Origin of the sequence: Lentibacter algarum, from assembly GCF_018860975.1 — a bacterium.
Taxonomy (GTDB): Bacteria; Pseudomonadota; Alphaproteobacteria; order Rhodobacterales; family Rhodobacteraceae; genus Lentibacter; species Lentibacter algarum_A.
In genome coordinates, this window is sequence record NZ_JAHKQI010000005.1 from 596,497 (window position 1) to 611,965 (window position 15,469).

The window sequence follows — 15,469 nt, forward strand, 5'->3', positions numbered from 1 at the left end:
GCTTTGCTTGGGCCGACCCGTTGAGGGGGCCAGCCCCCTCAAACTCCCCCGGGATATTTAGAACAAGAAAAAGAGCAGGGCTTAGGGATGCGGATTGATTTGGTGCTTTTGTGCGCAGCCTATGTGCTGAGCCAGTTTTACCGCGCGTTTTTAGCTGTTTTGACGGATGTGCTTGAGCGCGACGTCGGGGCCAGTGCTGCGGATTTGGCGAGTGCGTCGGGGTTCTGGTTTCTGGCCTTCGCAGCGATGCAGATACCGGTTGGATGGGCTTTGGACAAAGTCGGGCCAAGGCGCACGGCGGCGGTGTTGTTGATGCTTGGTGGTGCGGGCGGTGCGGCGGTGTTTGCTTCGGCCACGGCTCCGGCGCATATCTCGCTGGCGATGGTGCTCATTGGCATTGGCTGCTCGCCGGTTTTGATGGCGTCATACTACATTTTTGCGCGGGTTTACTCGCCTGCCGTGTTTGCGACATTGGCGGCTGTGATCCTCGGGATCGGTTCGGTTGGCAACCTCGCGGCAGCATTGCCGACCACGCTGGCGGTTGAGGCCTTTGGCTGGCGCGCGGTTGTTTGGGGGACGGCGGCGGCGAGTGCTTTGATGGCTGTCGGCTTGTGGTTTTTGGTGCGTGATCCCGAGCGTGTTAAAAGCGAGCAGCGCGGTTCGGTGTTTGACTTGCTGAAAATGCCGGCGCTTTGGCTGATCTTTCCGCTGATGGCCTTTCAGTATGCGCCAGCGGGGGGTGCGCGGGGCTTGTGGATCGGGCCATACTTTCGTGAGGTGTTTGGCGCCGGGGACGGGCTTGTTGGCACGATCACGCTTGTCATGGGCGCGGCGATGATAGCTGGCACCTTTGCTTATGGGCCGCTTGATCGGGTGTTTGGCACGCGTAAATGGGTGATTGTTGGCGGCAACACGCTGTCGATGCTGGCGTGCTTTACGCTTGGGTTTATCAGCTTGCAGACTATGTGGTTCGCCGTCTTTTTGTTTGCGGCGATCGGGTTTTTCGGGGCGAGCTTTCCGCTGATGATGGCGCATGGGCGCTCGTTTTACCCGCCGCATCTGGTTGGGCGTGGTGTGACGCTGATGAACCTGTTTGGCATCGGCGGTGTTGGGGTAATGCAGATGCTGAGCGGGCGGCTGTTTGCGAGTGTATCGAACGGGGCGCAAACGGCGGCACAACCGTTCCAGATGTTGTTTGCGTTTTACGGCGCACTTGTTGCTGTTGGGTTGTGTATTTACCTGTTCTCGCTGGATCGCACCGACTAGGGCTTTAATCCCAAGGCTGGCTGGGCTATTGGGCGACGTCCTCTGACATAAAGGAGTCGTCTTAATGGGCTATAAAATTGTTGTCGTTGGTGCCACTGGCAATGTGGGCCGCGAAATGCTGAACATTCTTGAGGAACGCGCGTTCCCTATCGAACAGCTTGCCGTATTGGCAAGTCGCCGTTCGCTTGGAACGGAAGTCAGCTTTGGCGACAAGACGCTCAAAACGCAGGATTTGGACACGTTTGATTTTACCGGCTGGGACATGGCGCTGTTTGCTGTCGGCTCGGAAGCGACGAAGCAATATGCACCGCTGGCTGCGAAAGCTGGCTGTGTGGTGATTGATAACTCATCGCTCTACCGATACGACGCTGATGTTCCGCTGATCGTGCCGGAAGTGAACCCCGAGGCTGTGCACGGCTACGCCAAGAAAAACATCATCGCCAACCCGAACTGCTCGACGGCGCAGATGGTTGTTGCGCTGAAGCCTTTGCATGACCGTGCGCGCATCAAACGGGTTGTTGTGAGCACCTATCAGTCGGTTTCTGGTGCCGGCAAAGCGGGCGCTGACGAGCTTTGGGACCAGACCAAAGCGATTTACAACCCAACCGACAACAAGCCACCGAAAGTGTTCAGCAAGCAGATCGCGTTCAACGTGATTCCGCATATTGATGTGTTCATGGATGACGGCACCACCAAAGAAGAGTGGAAGATGGTTGCCGAGACCAAGAAGATCGTTGATCCCAAGATCAAAGTCACGGCAACTTGTGTTCGTGTGCCGGTTTTTGTTGGTCATTCTGAGGCGATCAACATCGAGTTTGAAGACCATCTCGATGAAGATGAAGCGCGTGACATTTTGCGTCAGGCGCCTGGTATCATGGTGATCGACAAGCGCGAAAACGGCGGCTACGTGACGCCTGTTGAATGTGTTGGCGACTTTGCGACATTTATCAGCCGGATCCGCCAAGACAGCACGATTGATAACGGGCTGAACCTGTGGTGTGTGTCGGACAACCTGCGCAAGGGTGCTGCTTTGAATGCGGTGCAGATTGCTGAGCTGTTGGGCCGTGAAGTGCTTAAAAAGGGCTGAGGCTTTTTGAATTTTACGAAAGGGGGCTGGCGGAGACGCTGGCCCTTTTTTGCTTTAAGGTGAATAGCTGCCTGATTTTCGGGGGCGTTGGCAGGATCGCACCGCGCGAGCAAAGCGCGGCCGATTGCAGCACGGTTTGAGGCATAGTCCTAGGCATAGTCCTAGGCGGAAATTTGCCTGACATTTTGCCATGGGGCTTGCACATTGCCGGGCTTTGCGGCAAAAGATGTGCAAATTACACATCATGGAGTTCGTCTTATGAAATTTGCCTTTGCCGTTATCGGCCTTTTCCCGACAGTTCTTATTGCCGAGACCTTCCCGCTGGAGAGTGATGTCACCTCTGCAACGCTCTATCCGCAGGGCGCAACACTGGTGCGCGAGGTGCCTTACAGCATCCCTGCTGGCAAGCACGAGCTTGTGCTGACCGACCTGCCGCGCGGCACGCCGCTTGAGTTGGTTCGGGTTGAGCTGAGCGCAGGTAAGCTCGGATCTGTGACGGGGCGGACCGACTTTGTGCCGCCGCGCGACGAAGCCAAGAGCGCTGAGATCGAAGCGGCAGAAGGCGAAGTCGAACGGCTAGAAAGTGCTTTGCGGGTTGCCGAGCAGGAAGTGCTGCTGATCCGTGTCGAGATCGACGGAACCAACGCGCGGGTCGAATTCTTGAAAAAACTGGGCGCGGGGGAAACCACGGCTGGCAAAAATGCAGCCGAGTTGCAGGCGCTGGCGCTGATGATTGACGAGCAGACGCTGGCCGCCCGCCGCGCCGCTCATGAGGCACACTTCAGGGCTGGTGAGGCTGACCGCGCTTTGAAGGATTTGCGCGAAGATTTGGACAAGGCGCGCCAAACTTTGGCCGCGCTGCAAACCGGCGGCACCGACTACGCGATGCTCAGTGTCACGGCGAGTGCTGATGCGCCTGTGACGGGCGTTATGAAGGTGAGTTATTTGGTGAACTCTGCCAGCTGGCAGCCGATTTATGACATGCGGCTTGATAAGGACGCTGGCAAACTCAGCGTCGAGCGCGGGGCTTTCATCGGCCAGTATACGGGCGAAGACTGGGGCGATGTTAAGCTCACTTTGTCGACTGTGCGGCCAAGCCAGCAGGTTGAGCCGCGTGAGATATTTGCCTGGCAGCGCAGCGTAACTGATCCGCAGGTCGCTTTGCCGAAATCGAGGGTGCAGGTTGAGGCGAGCAGCCTTTCAAAACGCGCAGTTAGTGATGAAAGCGTAGTTGCAGGGGCACCAATGGAAGAACCTGTCTTTGCAGGTGCGACGGCAAGCTATGACGGCCTCGCGGTGACCTATGACTACCCCGAGCGCGTTAATGTCGCCAACCGCGCCGATAATCTGCGCATCACTTTGGGCGAGGTGACAACCGATGCCAATGTGCAGGCCTTTGCTGCGCCTTTGTATGACGAAACGGGCTTTCTGATGGCGAGCATCACCAACGACATGGGCGAGCTGATTTTGCCGAGCTCGCAAGTGAGCCTGTTCCTTGACGGGCGCTTTGTTGGCCAGACGCAACTTGCTGATGTGATCCCTGTTGGTGGCGAGGCGGACATCCCGTTTGGCGCGATTGACGGCTTACGCCTGAAGCGCACTGTGAAAAGCCGCAACGAGGGCGACAGGGGTATGATCTCGCGCAGCACCGAGCTGAGCGAAGAGGTGACCATCGAAGTTGAAAACCTGACGGGTGAAACATGGCCTGTGCAAGTGTTTGACCGTGTGCCATTCTCCGAGCAGGAAGAGCTTGAGATTTCGTATATTGCCAACCCGCGCCCGAGCGTGGAAGACTACGACGACAAGCGCGGTGTGCTGCAGTGGAGCTTTGATTTGAAGCCTGGCGCGACGCAGAGCATCAGCCTTAAGCATGAGCTTGAATGGCCAGAAGGCAAGGTGCTGAAATAAGGAGCGTGCATGACGTTTGAAGTTTTAGACGCCTTGGTAGCGAAAGCACGTAATGCGGCGGCGGGGGAAGACCCTACCGCCGCTTTGCGCGTTGTTTTGCAGGACAGTTTTGCCGAGCAGAGCGCTTTGGCGGAGGCGGTAGAGGCGCAACCCGAGGACGAGGTGCTGCTGTTTGAAGACGAGACCTGCTCGATCTGGACATGCCGCTTTGACCCAGCCGTTGTTGTGCCTCCGCATGAGCACCTGATGAACGCGCATATTGCTGTGTATCGCGGTTGCGAGGTTGAGGTGTTGTTTCACCGCAAGGACATTGGCGAAGCCGACGGTTTGCGCCACGCCAAGAACCGGGCTGTGAACGCGGGTGAGGTGCTCACGCTTGGGCCGGATGTTGTGCATGCGGTCACGGCGGAAGGCACAGCACCTTGCCTTGCTATCCACATTTACCAAGGGCCGCTCAGCAAGGTCGAACGGGCGCTGTTTGACTGGGACACAGGGCGTGAAGTTGCCTTCACGATGGACAAGTTTAACGCCATGTTGACGCCCCGCGGTGAGCTGAGCGACTTGGGCCTTTAGACCGGTTTGAAACCGTTATCTTCGGGCGAATACTGCTCGATCGCACCTTCGCCGATGTCATGCCAGAGGCCATGCAGGGTAATCTTGCCGCTTTTCACATCGTCCGCGACGAAGGGGAAAGTCATTAGGTTATTGAGCGAGACAAGCACCGCTTCTTTCTCAAGGGCGGCGGGTTGCTCGGCTTCGGGCATATCTTTGATGTTCTCGTAACCGGGGCGCAGAATATCCATCCAACGGCCAACAAAGCTTGTCTTTTCTTCTAGCTCGGGCGCGCGGCCTGTGCACATGTTAAGGCAGCCCTCGACGCCGCCGCAGCTTGAGTGCCCCAACACGATAATATGCGCAACTTTAAGCGCTTTAACCGCATATTCGACAGCGGCCGAGGTGCCGTGCTGCGCGCCGTCGGGCTTATAGGGCGGCACGAGGTTGGCGATGTTGCGGTGCAAGAAGAACTCGCCGTTGTCAGCGCCGAAGATTGACGTCACATGCACACGGCTGTCGCAGCAGGAAACAACCATAGCGCGCGGGTTCTGACCGTTGTCTGCAAGGCGCCGATACCAGCTTTCGTTCTCGGAATATGTTGTCGCTTTCCAGCCGTGAAAGCGCTGAACGAGGTAGTGGGGCAGTAGTTTTGCGTTGTGCATCGGGTCAAGGTTTCCTTGGTGTTGGTCACACTGTTGGCAATCTGAATAGTCTGCATTCGCAGAGAATTCGAGAGAAAACGCGCTTGGGGGTAAACCATTTCAGAAGTTTTTTGCCCCATACACGCTGGCAGAAGTGGGGCCAGAACCGAGGGGTGAGACCATGGGTGAGATTGTAAGTAGGACTTTTGACCGACCCGTTGAGCAAGTTACCTTGCTCGCGATGAGTGAGCCAGTGCAGCTTGATGCGGATAAACTGGAAGAACTGTATGAACAACTCGGAGACAGCGCGGCAGAAGATGTTGTGTGCCGTGCGATGGAAGAGCTTGCAGTGCGTCTTGCGCAGGCCGAGCGGCTTTACCGTGCCGGAAAGGTGCCCGATATGCGCAAATGTGTTCGCTCATTGGGCGCCATTGCAACGCAGGTTGGTATGAGTGCGCTGACACGTGTGGCCCGCGACGTTGTTGCCTGCATTGACAGTTGCGATGCTAACGCATTGGCCGCTGTTCATCAGCGACTTCTGCGCACGGGAGAAAGCTCTTTGACAGAAATCTGGGAACTTCAGGATATGTCTATCTAAGAACCGGTTCGGGGTGCCGGGCTGTTTCCAATAGGAGGTTTCCTTTGAGCGGAACTTTACATTAGGCTGGCAGCAGAACCCGATTTTGGAGCTTGATACCGTGCCTGCCATTTTTGCTGAAAACCACGATGATGTGACACCGCTTTTTCTGTTGGAGCCTGAGACGCTTGAGACTTGGCTGAAGGCGCAGCCCTCTGATGTGCAGGCTTGGGTGAAGGCCTCGGGCTTTGCCGCGGGGCTAGGGCAGGTGCTGACCTTGCCAGCGCCGGATGGCAGCATAAGTGCCGCATTGGCGGGCTATGGAACGCAGGCCAAGCGCAAACGCGGGCGGTTTCATCTTGCGGGAGCGGCGGCGAAGCTGCCGGCTGGCGACTACCGGCTGGTAACTGAACTTGACGGGGATGAGCTGAGTGTCGAGGCACTTGGCTGGTTGATGAGCCACTATGCGTTCGCCCGTTATGCAAAGGCAGAAGGCACCAAGGCGCGGCTGGTTGCCCCCGAGGGTGTTGATGCCACGCGCCTTGAAGTGATTGCCGCTGGTGAGGAGCGCATCCGCGATCTGATCAACACGCCGACAAACGACATGGGGCCGATCGCCCTTGAGGCCGTTGCAAGCGAGATTGCTACTGCGCAGGGAGCAAGTTTCAAGGTGATCCGCGGCGAGGCTTTGCTTGAAGAGAACTTCCCGCTGATTCACACGGTCGGCCGTGCCAGCGCCGAGGCACCGAGGCTACTTGATATACGCTGGGGCGAGAGCGGCCCGAAGCTGACGCTGGTGGGCAAAGGTGTTTGCTTTGACACCGGTGGTTTGAACCTCAAGCCGGGTGCGTCGATGGGCCTGATGAAAAAGGACATGGGCGGCGCAGCGACGGTGCTTGGGCTTGCGCAGATGATTATGACGCTGGGCCTCAAGGTGCAACTGCGGGTGTTGATACCGGCGGTTGAAAACGCGGTGAGCAGCAACGCGTTCAGGCCAGGCGACATTCTGACCAGCCGCGCTGGCATGACTGTCGAAATCAACAACACCGACGCCGAGGGGCGGTTGGTTCTGGCTGACGCATTGGCTTACGGGGCGGAAGACGCACCTGACTTGATGCTGTCGATGGCCACACTTACTGGCGCGGCGCGGGTGGCTGTCGGGCCTGACCTTTCGCCCTACTTTTGCGATGATGCAGGCTTTGCCCAAGCGCTTGAAATGGCGTCAACGCGGGTTGCTGATCCGGTGTGGCGCTTGCCGTTTTGGGACGCCTACGAAAGCATGATCGAACCCGGGATTGCAGACCTGGACAATGCCCCAAAGGGCGGCTTTGCGGGGGCGATCACGGCGGCGCTGTTCTTGCGGCGCTTTGCGGGTGATGTGCCTTACGCACATTTTGACATTTACGGCTGGAACCCGAGTGCCAAGCCCGCCCGCACAAAAGGCGGCACCGGTATGGGGGCGCGGGCTTTGCTTGAGGCGCTGCCCGTGATGTTAAAGCTATGAGCGTGTTGCCTGCGGGCGGCGAGCTCATGCAGGTTATCCACCCGAGCACTACGATCTTTAGTGAAAGCGGCAGGCGCGAACGTGAGGTGTTGTTTGGGCAGACTGTCGTTGTGACGGATAAAACCCCCGACGAGGCGGGGCGTGTTGTCGGGCATTCACTGGGCAATGGTTACGCCGGTTTTTTTGATCTCGGTGCTTTGGATAATGTGACAGAGGCGGCGACACATGTTGTCAGCGCACGGCTGAGCTATGCGCTTGATATCCCTGACTTTAAAACCCAAGGCGAGCATTTCCCCTTGAGCCTTGGTGCGCGGGTGTTTGTTGTCGGCACTGAGGGGCGCTGGAGCGAGATCAGCTGCGGCAGTTTGCGCCGCTTTGTTCCGACAGCGCATTTGCGCCCCGTGTCGGACGCTGAAACTGACCCTGTCAGTGTTGCGGAGAGGCTGTTGGGAACGCCCTATGTTTGGGGCGGTGACAGCGCGTTTGGCATTGATTGCTCGGGGCTTGTGCATGCGGGGTGTATGGCCTGTGGCATACCGTGCCCCGGTGATTCCGGCCCGCAGGAGGCCGAGTTGGGCGTGGCTTTGACGCAGGGCGCAGCCTTAAAGCGCGGTGACGTGCTTTTCTGGAAGGGGCATGTTGCCTGGGTGTCGGATAGCGAGACCTTGCTGCATGCAAATGCCTATCACATGAATGTAGCCTATGAGCCGATCAAAGCCGCGATTGCACGGATCAAGGCGCAGGGAGACGGCCCTGTAACGGCGCGTAAACGAGTAGGGAGAGAGACATGAGTGATACATTTTTTCAGCCGGTTTCGGGCATGGACTTGCCGCGCTTTGCGGGCATTCCCACATTCATGCGTCTGCCGCATGTGCCGCTTGACCATGCACGGCTTGGCGAGGTTGAAGTGGGCATCATCGGTGTGCCTTGGGACAGTGGAACGACCAACCGACCCGGGCCGAGGCACGGGCCGCGCCAGCTGCGTGATGCCAGCACCATGATCAGGGCCGAGCACGCGGTGAGCGGGATGCGCCCGTTTGAGGCGCTGCGCTGTGCTGATTTGGGCGATGTGGGGCCGAATCCTGCGGACATTCAAGACAGCATGAAGCGGATTACGGCGTTTTATGACGCAGTGATAGACGCCGGAATCCTGCCGCTAACGGCAGGGGGCGACCACCTTTCAAGCCTGCCTGTTTTGCGATCGGTCGCCGCTGAGGCTCCTGTCGGGATGATCCATTTTGACAGCCACACCGACCTCTATCACTCCTACTTTGACGGGATGATGTATACCCACGGCACCCCGTTCAGGCGCGCTTGTGAAGAGGGGTTGCTTGATCCGAAGCGCGTTGTGCAGATCGGCATTCGCGGCACACAGTATGATAGCGAGGATCGCGACTTCGCCCGCGCCGAGGGCATCAGGATTATCCCGATCGAGGAGTTTCATGCACGCGGGCCTGACGATGTGATGGCTGAAGCGCGCGAGATTGCAGGAACCGGCGAGACATATGTGAGCTATGACATCGACTTTGTTGACCCGACTTTCGCGCCGGGGACGGGCACGCCGGAAGTTGGCGGGCCGAACTCTTACCAAGCACTTCAGGTTGTGCGCGGGTTGAGTGGTGTCAACATCGTTGGCGCTGATGTTGTTGAGGTGTCGCCCCCGTTTGATCCTTCGGGAGCGACTGCGTTTTTAGGTGTTTCGATCATGTTCGAGCTTCTGTGCCAAATGGCGGCAAATAAAGCTTAACAGGAGTGCTTAGCGCGGTGTCAGGCACTTTTCGAAGCCGTCAGCGAAGTTGTTGAGAAGTGCGCTGTAGTTGTCGGCGCCAAGCGGGATATCTCTTCCCAATGGGTCGATCACGACATGTGGGATGTCGAGTGTTTCGCTGACCAGCTTGATGGTCGCCGGTGATGTTGTTGTCTCGGTGACGAAGCAACCCAAGCCAGGCGAGTTTTCAAGCACTTCACGCAGATGTGCGGGGCCTGCGTCTTGGTCTTCGCTGTCGGTGATAGCCGCGTGTGACGTCAGGCCGAAACGCACTTCGAAATACTGATAGGCGTCGTGGGCTGTCAGGAATTCGCGCTCTGACAACGGCTTGAGGCGTGCTTCGATTTCGGCAGACTGGGCGGTGATCGCTTTGGCAGCTTCAGCGGCGTTTGCGCGGTAGGCCTCGGCGTTGGCCGGGTCTTTCTTGGCGAGGTCTTCAGCGATCACTGCAAGCCAGACAACAGCGTTGTCGGGGCTAAGCCAAGCGTGCGTGTCGTGACGTTCTTCGCCTTCGTGGTCGTCGTCGGCGTGCTCTTCGTGGTCATGTCCTTCGTGATCGTGGTCATCATGCTCTTCTTCATGAGCATGTTCTTCATCGCCGTGGTCATGATCATGATGGTGGGCGCCACGCTGTGCGAGCAGGGTGGTTCCTTCGGCTTTAAGCAAAGGCAGGCTGGCAGCGTTTGGTGCCATTTCATGAATAGCCTCGGCAAGCCAAGGGGATAAATCCGGGCCAAGCCAGATGACCATATCGGCAGATTGCAGGCGCTGTGCTTCAGATGGGCGTAGCGCGTGGTTGTGTGGCGAGGTTCCCGGCTTGGTGAGCAGTTCGGGTGTGCCCGTTTCACCCATCACTTGTGTCGTGAGCGAGTGCAATGGAGGGATGTCGACGACAACACGCAGATTGTCAGCCTGAGCGACAGCGGGTATGCAAAGAAGGAGAGGAAGTGAGAGGTGCTTGAGCATGGTTTTTGCCTTTACCGTTCAATTGAAACGTTATAACATAACAGCATGACAGAAAATGCAACCCCGAAAACAACCGCAAAATCACCTGTTGGTTTTGGCAAGCACGATCACGCCCATTGCAAAACCTACGGGTTGAGCCGTGCCGAGGCGGTGTGTGAGGCCGCTGGCGTGCAGTTCACGCCCATTCGCCGGCGCGTGCTTGAGATCTTGCTGGAAGCGCATGAGGCGCTCGGGGCTTATGATGTGCTCGCAAGGCTGAGTGCCGAGGGGCTTGGCTCAAAGCCGCCCGTGGCTTACCGCGCGCTCGGTTTTTTGGTGGACAACGGCCTCGCGCACCGGATCGAGAAACTGAATGCATATATTGCCTGTGCCCACCCTGGTGAAGCGCATGATGCGGCATTTATGATCTGCCGTGCTTGCGGAACTGTGGCCGAAGCCGAACCGCGCGGTTTGTTCAAACGCACGGCGGGCGAGGCGGGCTTTCAGATCGAAACATTGGTGATCGAGGCTGAAGGGCTTTGCCCTGACTGCGGCGAGGCCAGTGTATGAGTCTGATCGAAGCGCAAGGCCTAGAACGGCGGTTTGGCGGCGAAACGGTGTTGCATGGAGTCAATCTGAGCGTTGAGCGCGGAGAGATTGTTACCATTGTCGGGCCGAATGGCTCGGGCAAGTCGACGCTGCTGCGGATGCTGGCGGGGGCGCTGACGCCGAGCAGTGGCACCGTGACTCACGCCAAGGGCTTGGTGATCGGATATGTGCCACAGAAGCTGACGCTGGAAACGGGTTTGCCGATGAGCGTGCGGCGGTTTCTGGATGTGCCAAAGCGGCAAAGTGATGCTGATGTCATCCACGCGCTCAAACGGGTGTCAGCGGAGACCCTGAGCGCGCGGCAGCTTGAGGGGCTTTCGGGCGGGCAAATGCAGCGCGTCTTGTTGGCGCGGGCGTTGCTGCAAAAACCCGATGTGCTTATGCTTGACGAGCCGACGCAGGGGCTTGACCAGACGGGGCAGGCCGACTTTTACCGAATGATCGAAGAGCTGCGACAGGAGCTTGGATGTGCGGTGATGATGGTCAGTCACGAACTGCACGTGGTGATGAGCGCCTCCGACAGGGTGATTTGCCTCAACGGGCATATTTGCTGTCAGGGCACGCCGGAGATTGTGCAGTCAGCGCCGGAGTACCGCGCGCTGTTCGGCACCGGAACCCACGGCACGCTGGCGCTATACCGGCACGAACATGACCACACCCACGACCACGTGCATGACGAAAACTGTGCTCATGGTGAGGACGCCTGATGCTGGATGATTTTGCGGCGCGCGCGCTTTTTGCGGCACTGGGTGTTGCCATGGCAGCAGGACTTATCGGGCCTTTTGTCGTGTGGCGGCGGATGGCTTATTTCGGTGATGCGATGGCCCATGCCGCGATCCTTGGTGTGGCGCTTTCGTTTGGCTTTGCGATATCGGTGTTTTCGGGTGTTCTGCTGAGCGCCTTGCTGGTTGCGGTTTTGTTTCTAACACTCACGCATCGCAACCAGACAAGTGATTCGGCGCTTGGTGTGATCGCGCACTCGGCGCTGGCCTTTGGTCTCGTTGCCGTGGCGATGAGCCGTCAGGCTGTCAACGTCGAGACCTATTTGTTCGGGGATGTGCTGACTGTTGCGCGCTCTGATCTGGCGATGATCTGGCAGGTGCTCCTCGTCGTGGCGGCTTGGCTTATCTGGCGTTGGCGCGCCTTGGTAACCTGGATTGTCAGCGACGATCTGGCGCTCACCAGCGGCTATCACCCCAAGCGTGAGGAACTCGGCTTGATACTGGCTTTGGCACTGGTTGTGGCCGTGGGCATCAAGGCTGTTGGTGCGCTGCTGATCACGGCGATGCTGATCATACCGGCGGCCAGCGCGCGGCCACATGTGCGCAGCCCTGAAGCTATGGTACTGCTCTCGGTTGTCTTTGCGGGGGTGTCTGCGTTTGGCGGGCTCAAGGCCGCGTTCATGTTTGACACGCCAGCGGGGCCGAGCATTGTTTGCGTTGCGGCGGTGCTGTTCATTTGCTCGCTACTGGTGAGCGTAATCCGGCGATGAGCGGCATGACCTACCGCCGCTACGCTATCTTCTTTTGCCCTGATGCCGGCTTGGGCGCGGTTGGTGCGCGTTGGCTCGGATGGGACAGCGCGCTTGGGCGGGAACATGTTCCGGAGCTTGAGGTGCTGACACGGCGGCCGCGCAAATACGGTTTTCATGGCACGATCAAACCGCCCATGCGGCTGGTTGACGGGAGCTCGGAGGCCGACCTACTGCAGGCTGTTGCCGCGTTGTGTGAAGGCATGCAGCCTGTTGCGCCGATTAAGCTGACGCTGAGCCGGATCGGCGGGTTTCTGGCGCTGACTCCTGCCGACGATTTGCCTGACTTGGCGGTGCTTGCCAGCAATGTGGTGCGCGGGCTTGACCCTTTTCGCGCCGCGCCAGACGAGGCCGAGCTTGCCCGCCGCCGCAAAGCCAACTTGAGCGCTCAGGAAGAGGAGAACCTTGCGCGTTGGGGCTATCCTTATGTGCTGAGTAGGTTTCGCTTTCATATGACGCTGACTGGCCCCGTTCCACGAGGCAGGTTTGACGAGGTTTTGGCCAAAGCGCAGACGCATTTTGCCGCAGCTATCGCCGAGCCGGTGCCGGTGACGGAACTATGCCTGATGGGCGAGGCGCAAGATGGCCGTTTTTACCAGATAGAGCGGTTCAAACTGAAAGGGTAAGGTGAGAGGCTGGACAACGACCCAAACGGGACTCGTTACGGTTGCTTCCTTCCGGATCTGGCCGGGTTGGCGAGGCGTTCGCCCGCGCCAACCTCTCAAAACCCGATATAGGGCGCAGTTGCGGGATTCGCAAGAGTTTTGGCTTATTCGGGGTTGATACCGCCCGGACAGGTGAGTTTGGTGAACGCGCCGATGCACCATGTTTTCATTCCAAGGCCTTCGGCGCTGAATGTGCTGAACAATGTGTAGTCGTTGTATTGGCTGCTCAACTGTGTTTCGAGCACTTTCTGGCAGTCTTTCGGGCGCAACTTACACGCAATCAGAAGCGCGTTTCCGGCGGCTGATTTGTCTACCGATATGTCTTGTGAATTGATACCGGAGACCACCATTTGCCCGAGGGCTGCTTCGGCGTTTTCTTCCGAAGGGTTGGTAAAAAATGCAGCAATCGCGCCGAGCGCCAGAACCATAAACAAAAACCGCCACATAGACTTACTCCCGCTGTTGACGCGCTAGATATGGCGTGAATATGCGCGCCTGTCGAGCGGTGTCTAGCCGAGCTTTAGGCGCATTCTTGCAAAGCCTTCGGGAGTTAGGCCAAGCGATGTGAACTCGGGCGGGCAAGTGTGAGCCGCCTCGGGTGCTGTCAAGAAACTGACCGTTGTCGAGGCGATAGGCGCAAAGCGCCATGACGACTGCACATCTGTTGATACAGGCCCACAGGATGCGATGTAGTCTTCAAGCACGTCGCGGCAAGCGAGGTTGCTATCGAGCAGCAACTGGCGCCTTGCACTTATCGGTGGGTCGGCCGGAGGCCACGCACCGAAGGCCCGAAACGAGTTTACGGCGACAACGAATGTGTCACTATCGGCCACGGGCAGCCCCTTGTAGCGCAGGTCTTCGATACGGTGAGCATCGGGCGCTTGCAGCCTTCGGTGAACGTCAAAGCGCGCTGGTTGCGTGAGGTTGATGGCGTAGCTTAGTTGGGGGATGACATCAAAGAAGTAGCCCGGAAAGGCGAGGTCAAGCAGCGGAGCGTCTTGTGCGCCGGGGGAGATTTGGTTGAAAACACTGGCGCTTTGCTCAAGCCACGCGCGTAGACCGGCCCCTGTCATCCGCAAGACACAGAGCCTGTCGGCAAAGCCGTATAGGTCACTGATATCACGCTTTGTGATCGTGCCCGCCGCGACCGCGCTGAAGTGTGTAGGGCCCGACTGCGCACCGGATTTGTAAGGTGTTGCCGCCGACAGAAGCGGTAGGTTTTGCAACGTGCTGTCGGCAAGTAGGTGTTGGGCTTTGGCCTTGAAGGCGGCGGCGATGAGTTGCAGGCTGACGTCGTTACCCACCAGTGAAAAGTAGCTGTCGATTTGCCCGGCTGTCTGGCCGATCGGCGCACTTAACTCGGCACGGGTAGCATCATGTGCGGAGCTTGCGTCGCGAATGATGGACAGGCATTCGTCGTTGTCTAGCGCAGGTTGTTGTCCCTTCATGACGGGCAATGCGACTGCAGATTGTGAAGCGATTTCCCATTGTGGCGAGGTGCCGCGGTCGGCGGTTTCGCGCAGGCTTAAGTCAACCTGCCCGAGATAGGCGCCCCATGCACCGGCCATGACTACAGACCGCCCGTTAACCAAAGGGCACTCGCCGCTGCTGGCCTGCGGGAACACGCTATGGGTATGTCCGCCAAGAATAACATCAACGTTGCACACTTGAGCAACGGTGTTGCGGATGGTTTCGCGGGTGTTGGAGGGTGTGTCGCCGCCGAGGCCGCAATGTGCCAGCACGACAACAATGTCAGCGCCAAGGGCTTTGAGCTCGCGCGTGGCGCGTTCCAGCGCCGGGCCAACAGGGGCAACTTTGACACCAGCTTGCAGACACGGGCTACCGATCAGCGTGTCATAGGGCAGGCATCCGGTCACGCCGATCTTGATCAGCTTGCCTGTCTCGGGCGCGCGGCGTTCTAGTAGAACAAAACGTTTGAGCAACTTCTGTGCGGCATCTGGCAAAGTAATGTTTGCCGAAACCACGGGGAAGTCGGCTTGCGACAGGGCCTGAGCCAAATAGTCGGTTCCGAAATCAAGATCGTGGTTGCCAAGGGTAACGGCGTCATAGCCCAACAGGTTCATCGCGCTGATCACCGGATGTGTGGTGTTCTGGCTAGCTTCGTTGCGCGCGTGGTTGTCGGCCAGCGGCGAGCCTTGCAGAAAGTCACCGCTGTCAAACAGCATTGACAGGGGCACCATAGCACGGGCCTCACCGATCAGGGAAGCTGTGAGCGACAACCCGTGAGAACGAGAGGGAGCATCACGATAGTAATCATATGCCAGCACATGGCCGTGCAGATCTGTCGTTTGCAATATACGCAGGCAGGCCGCGGGTCGTGCAGTGACGGGTTCGTCTGGCGTGGCGAGAGGCAATTGATTGTCCTTGTTGAGATTTACGGGCCAATAGGCGA

The 15,469-nt window shown here is 58.3% G+C and carries 16 protein-coding genes and 1 other RNA gene; 12 read left to right on the forward strand and 5 right to left on the reverse strand.

Annotated features, from left to right (window positions below; translation table 11 throughout):
- Positions 1 to 87: 87 nt before the first annotated feature.
- From KO498_RS07105 to KO498_RS07120, 4 genes are all read left to right on the forward strand, one after another.
- Positions 88 to 1,266 (forward strand): MFS transporter, encoded by a 1,179-nt coding sequence (locus KO498_RS07105; RefSeq protein WP_215959177.1) that lies wholly within the window; start codon positions 88 to 90, stop codon positions 1,264 to 1,266.
- 64 nt (positions 1,267 to 1,330) lie between these two features.
- Positions 1,331 to 2,353: an aspartate-semialdehyde dehydrogenase gene (locus tag KO498_RS07110; RefSeq protein ID WP_215959178.1), complete on the forward strand. Its 1,023-nt coding sequence runs from the start codon at positions 1,331 to 1,333 to the stop codon at positions 2,351 to 2,353.
- 258 nt (positions 2,354 to 2,611) lie between these two features.
- Positions 2,612 to 4,261, forward strand: coding sequence for a DUF4139 domain-containing protein (locus tag KO498_RS07115; protein ID WP_215959179.1), 1,650 nt, complete (start codon positions 2,612 to 2,614; stop codon positions 4,259 to 4,261).
- A 9-nt stretch (positions 4,262 to 4,270) separates the two neighbouring features.
- Positions 4,271 to 4,834, forward strand: a complete 564-nt coding sequence (locus KO498_RS07120; protein WP_215959180.1) for a hypothetical protein — start codon at positions 4,271 to 4,273, stop codon at positions 4,832 to 4,834.
- Here KO498_RS07120 and KO498_RS07125 read toward each other — a convergent pair.
- Positions 4,831 to 5,478: a carbonic anhydrase gene (locus tag KO498_RS07125; RefSeq protein WP_215959181.1), complete on the reverse strand. Its 648-nt coding sequence runs from the start codon at positions 5,476 to 5,478 to the stop codon at positions 4,831 to 4,833. The genes KO498_RS07120 and KO498_RS07125 overlap by 4 nt on opposite strands.
- A gap of 160 nt (positions 5,479 to 5,638) precedes the next feature.
- On the opposite strand from KO498_RS07125, the gene KO498_RS07130 reads away from it, so the two are divergent.
- The 4 genes from KO498_RS07130 to speB all read left to right on the forward strand — a co-directional run bounded on the left by KO498_RS07130 (position 5,639) and on the right by speB (position 9,285).
- Positions 5,639 to 6,055 (forward strand): hypothetical protein, encoded by a 417-nt coding sequence (locus KO498_RS07130; protein WP_252731307.1) that lies wholly within the window; start codon positions 5,639 to 5,641, stop codon positions 6,053 to 6,055.
- 100 nt (positions 6,056 to 6,155) lie between these two features.
- Entirely contained in the window at positions 6,156 to 7,538 is a 1,383-nt protein-coding gene (locus KO498_RS07135) for a leucyl aminopeptidase family protein (protein WP_215959182.1), read from the forward strand.
- Entirely contained in the window at positions 7,535 to 8,329 is a 795-nt protein-coding gene (locus tag KO498_RS07140; protein ID WP_252731308.1) for a C40 family peptidase, read from the forward strand. Before KO498_RS07135 ends, KO498_RS07140 begins: the two co-directional genes overlap by 4 nt.
- The gene (gene speB, locus KO498_RS07145; RefSeq protein WP_215959183.1) at positions 8,326 to 9,285 is read left to right on the forward strand and encodes an agmatinase; all 960 of its coding nucleotides are present in this window, start codon (positions 8,326 to 8,328) and stop codon (positions 9,283 to 9,285) included. The genes KO498_RS07140 and speB overlap by 4 nt, the downstream gene beginning before the upstream one ends.
- Positions 9,286 to 9,294: 9 nt before the next feature.
- Here speB and KO498_RS07150 read toward each other — a convergent pair whose 3' ends face one another.
- On the reverse strand, positions 9,295 to 10,272 hold the full coding sequence (locus KO498_RS07150; RefSeq protein WP_215959184.1) for a zinc ABC transporter substrate-binding protein: 978 nt from the start codon (positions 10,270 to 10,272) through the stop codon (positions 9,295 to 9,297).
- Between the two features lie 45 nt (positions 10,273 to 10,317).
- Here KO498_RS07150 and KO498_RS07155 point away from each other — a divergent pair, with 45 nt between their 5' ends.
- The 4 genes from KO498_RS07155 to KO498_RS07170 are packed head-to-tail and all read left to right on the forward strand — an operon-like array spanning position 10,318 to position 13,017.
- Complete coding sequence (locus KO498_RS07155; protein WP_215959185.1) at positions 10,318 to 10,821, forward strand: transcriptional repressor; 504 nt, start codon at positions 10,318 to 10,320, stop codon at positions 10,819 to 10,821.
- Positions 10,818 to 11,567 (forward strand): metal ABC transporter ATP-binding protein, encoded by a 750-nt coding sequence (locus tag KO498_RS07160; protein WP_215959186.1) that lies wholly within the window; start codon positions 10,818 to 10,820, stop codon positions 11,565 to 11,567. The genes KO498_RS07155 and KO498_RS07160 overlap by 4 nt, the downstream gene beginning before the upstream one ends.
- Entirely contained in the window at positions 11,567 to 12,352 is a 786-nt protein-coding gene (locus KO498_RS07165) for a metal ABC transporter permease (protein ID WP_215959187.1), read from the forward strand. The genes KO498_RS07160 and KO498_RS07165 overlap by 1 nt, the downstream gene beginning before the upstream one ends.
- Positions 12,349 to 13,017, forward strand: coding sequence for a DUF1045 domain-containing protein (locus KO498_RS07170; RefSeq protein ID WP_215959188.1), 669 nt, complete (start codon positions 12,349 to 12,351; stop codon positions 13,015 to 13,017). Before KO498_RS07165 ends, KO498_RS07170 begins: the two co-directional genes overlap by 4 nt.
- Here KO498_RS07170 and ffs read toward each other — a convergent pair.
- The 3 genes from ffs to KO498_RS07185 form a co-directional block, all read right to left on the reverse strand.
- Positions 13,017 to 13,115, reverse strand: an RNA gene (gene ffs / locus KO498_RS07175) — signal recognition particle sRNA small type. The two genes, KO498_RS07170 and ffs, sit on opposite strands and share 1 nt — an antisense overlap.
- A gap of 45 nt (positions 13,116 to 13,160) precedes the next feature.
- Positions 13,161 to 13,502 carry a hypothetical protein gene (locus KO498_RS07180; RefSeq protein ID WP_215959189.1) on the reverse strand — a complete coding sequence of 114 codons (342 nt, stop codon included), beginning with the start codon at positions 13,500 to 13,502 and terminating at the stop codon, positions 13,161 to 13,163.
- A gap of 63 nt (positions 13,503 to 13,565) precedes the next feature.
- Positions 13,566 to 15,431, reverse strand: a complete 1,866-nt coding sequence (locus KO498_RS07185; protein ID WP_215959190.1) for a 5'-nucleotidase C-terminal domain-containing protein — start codon at positions 15,429 to 15,431, stop codon at positions 13,566 to 13,568.
- Between the last annotated feature and the right edge of the window lie 38 nt (positions 15,432 to 15,469).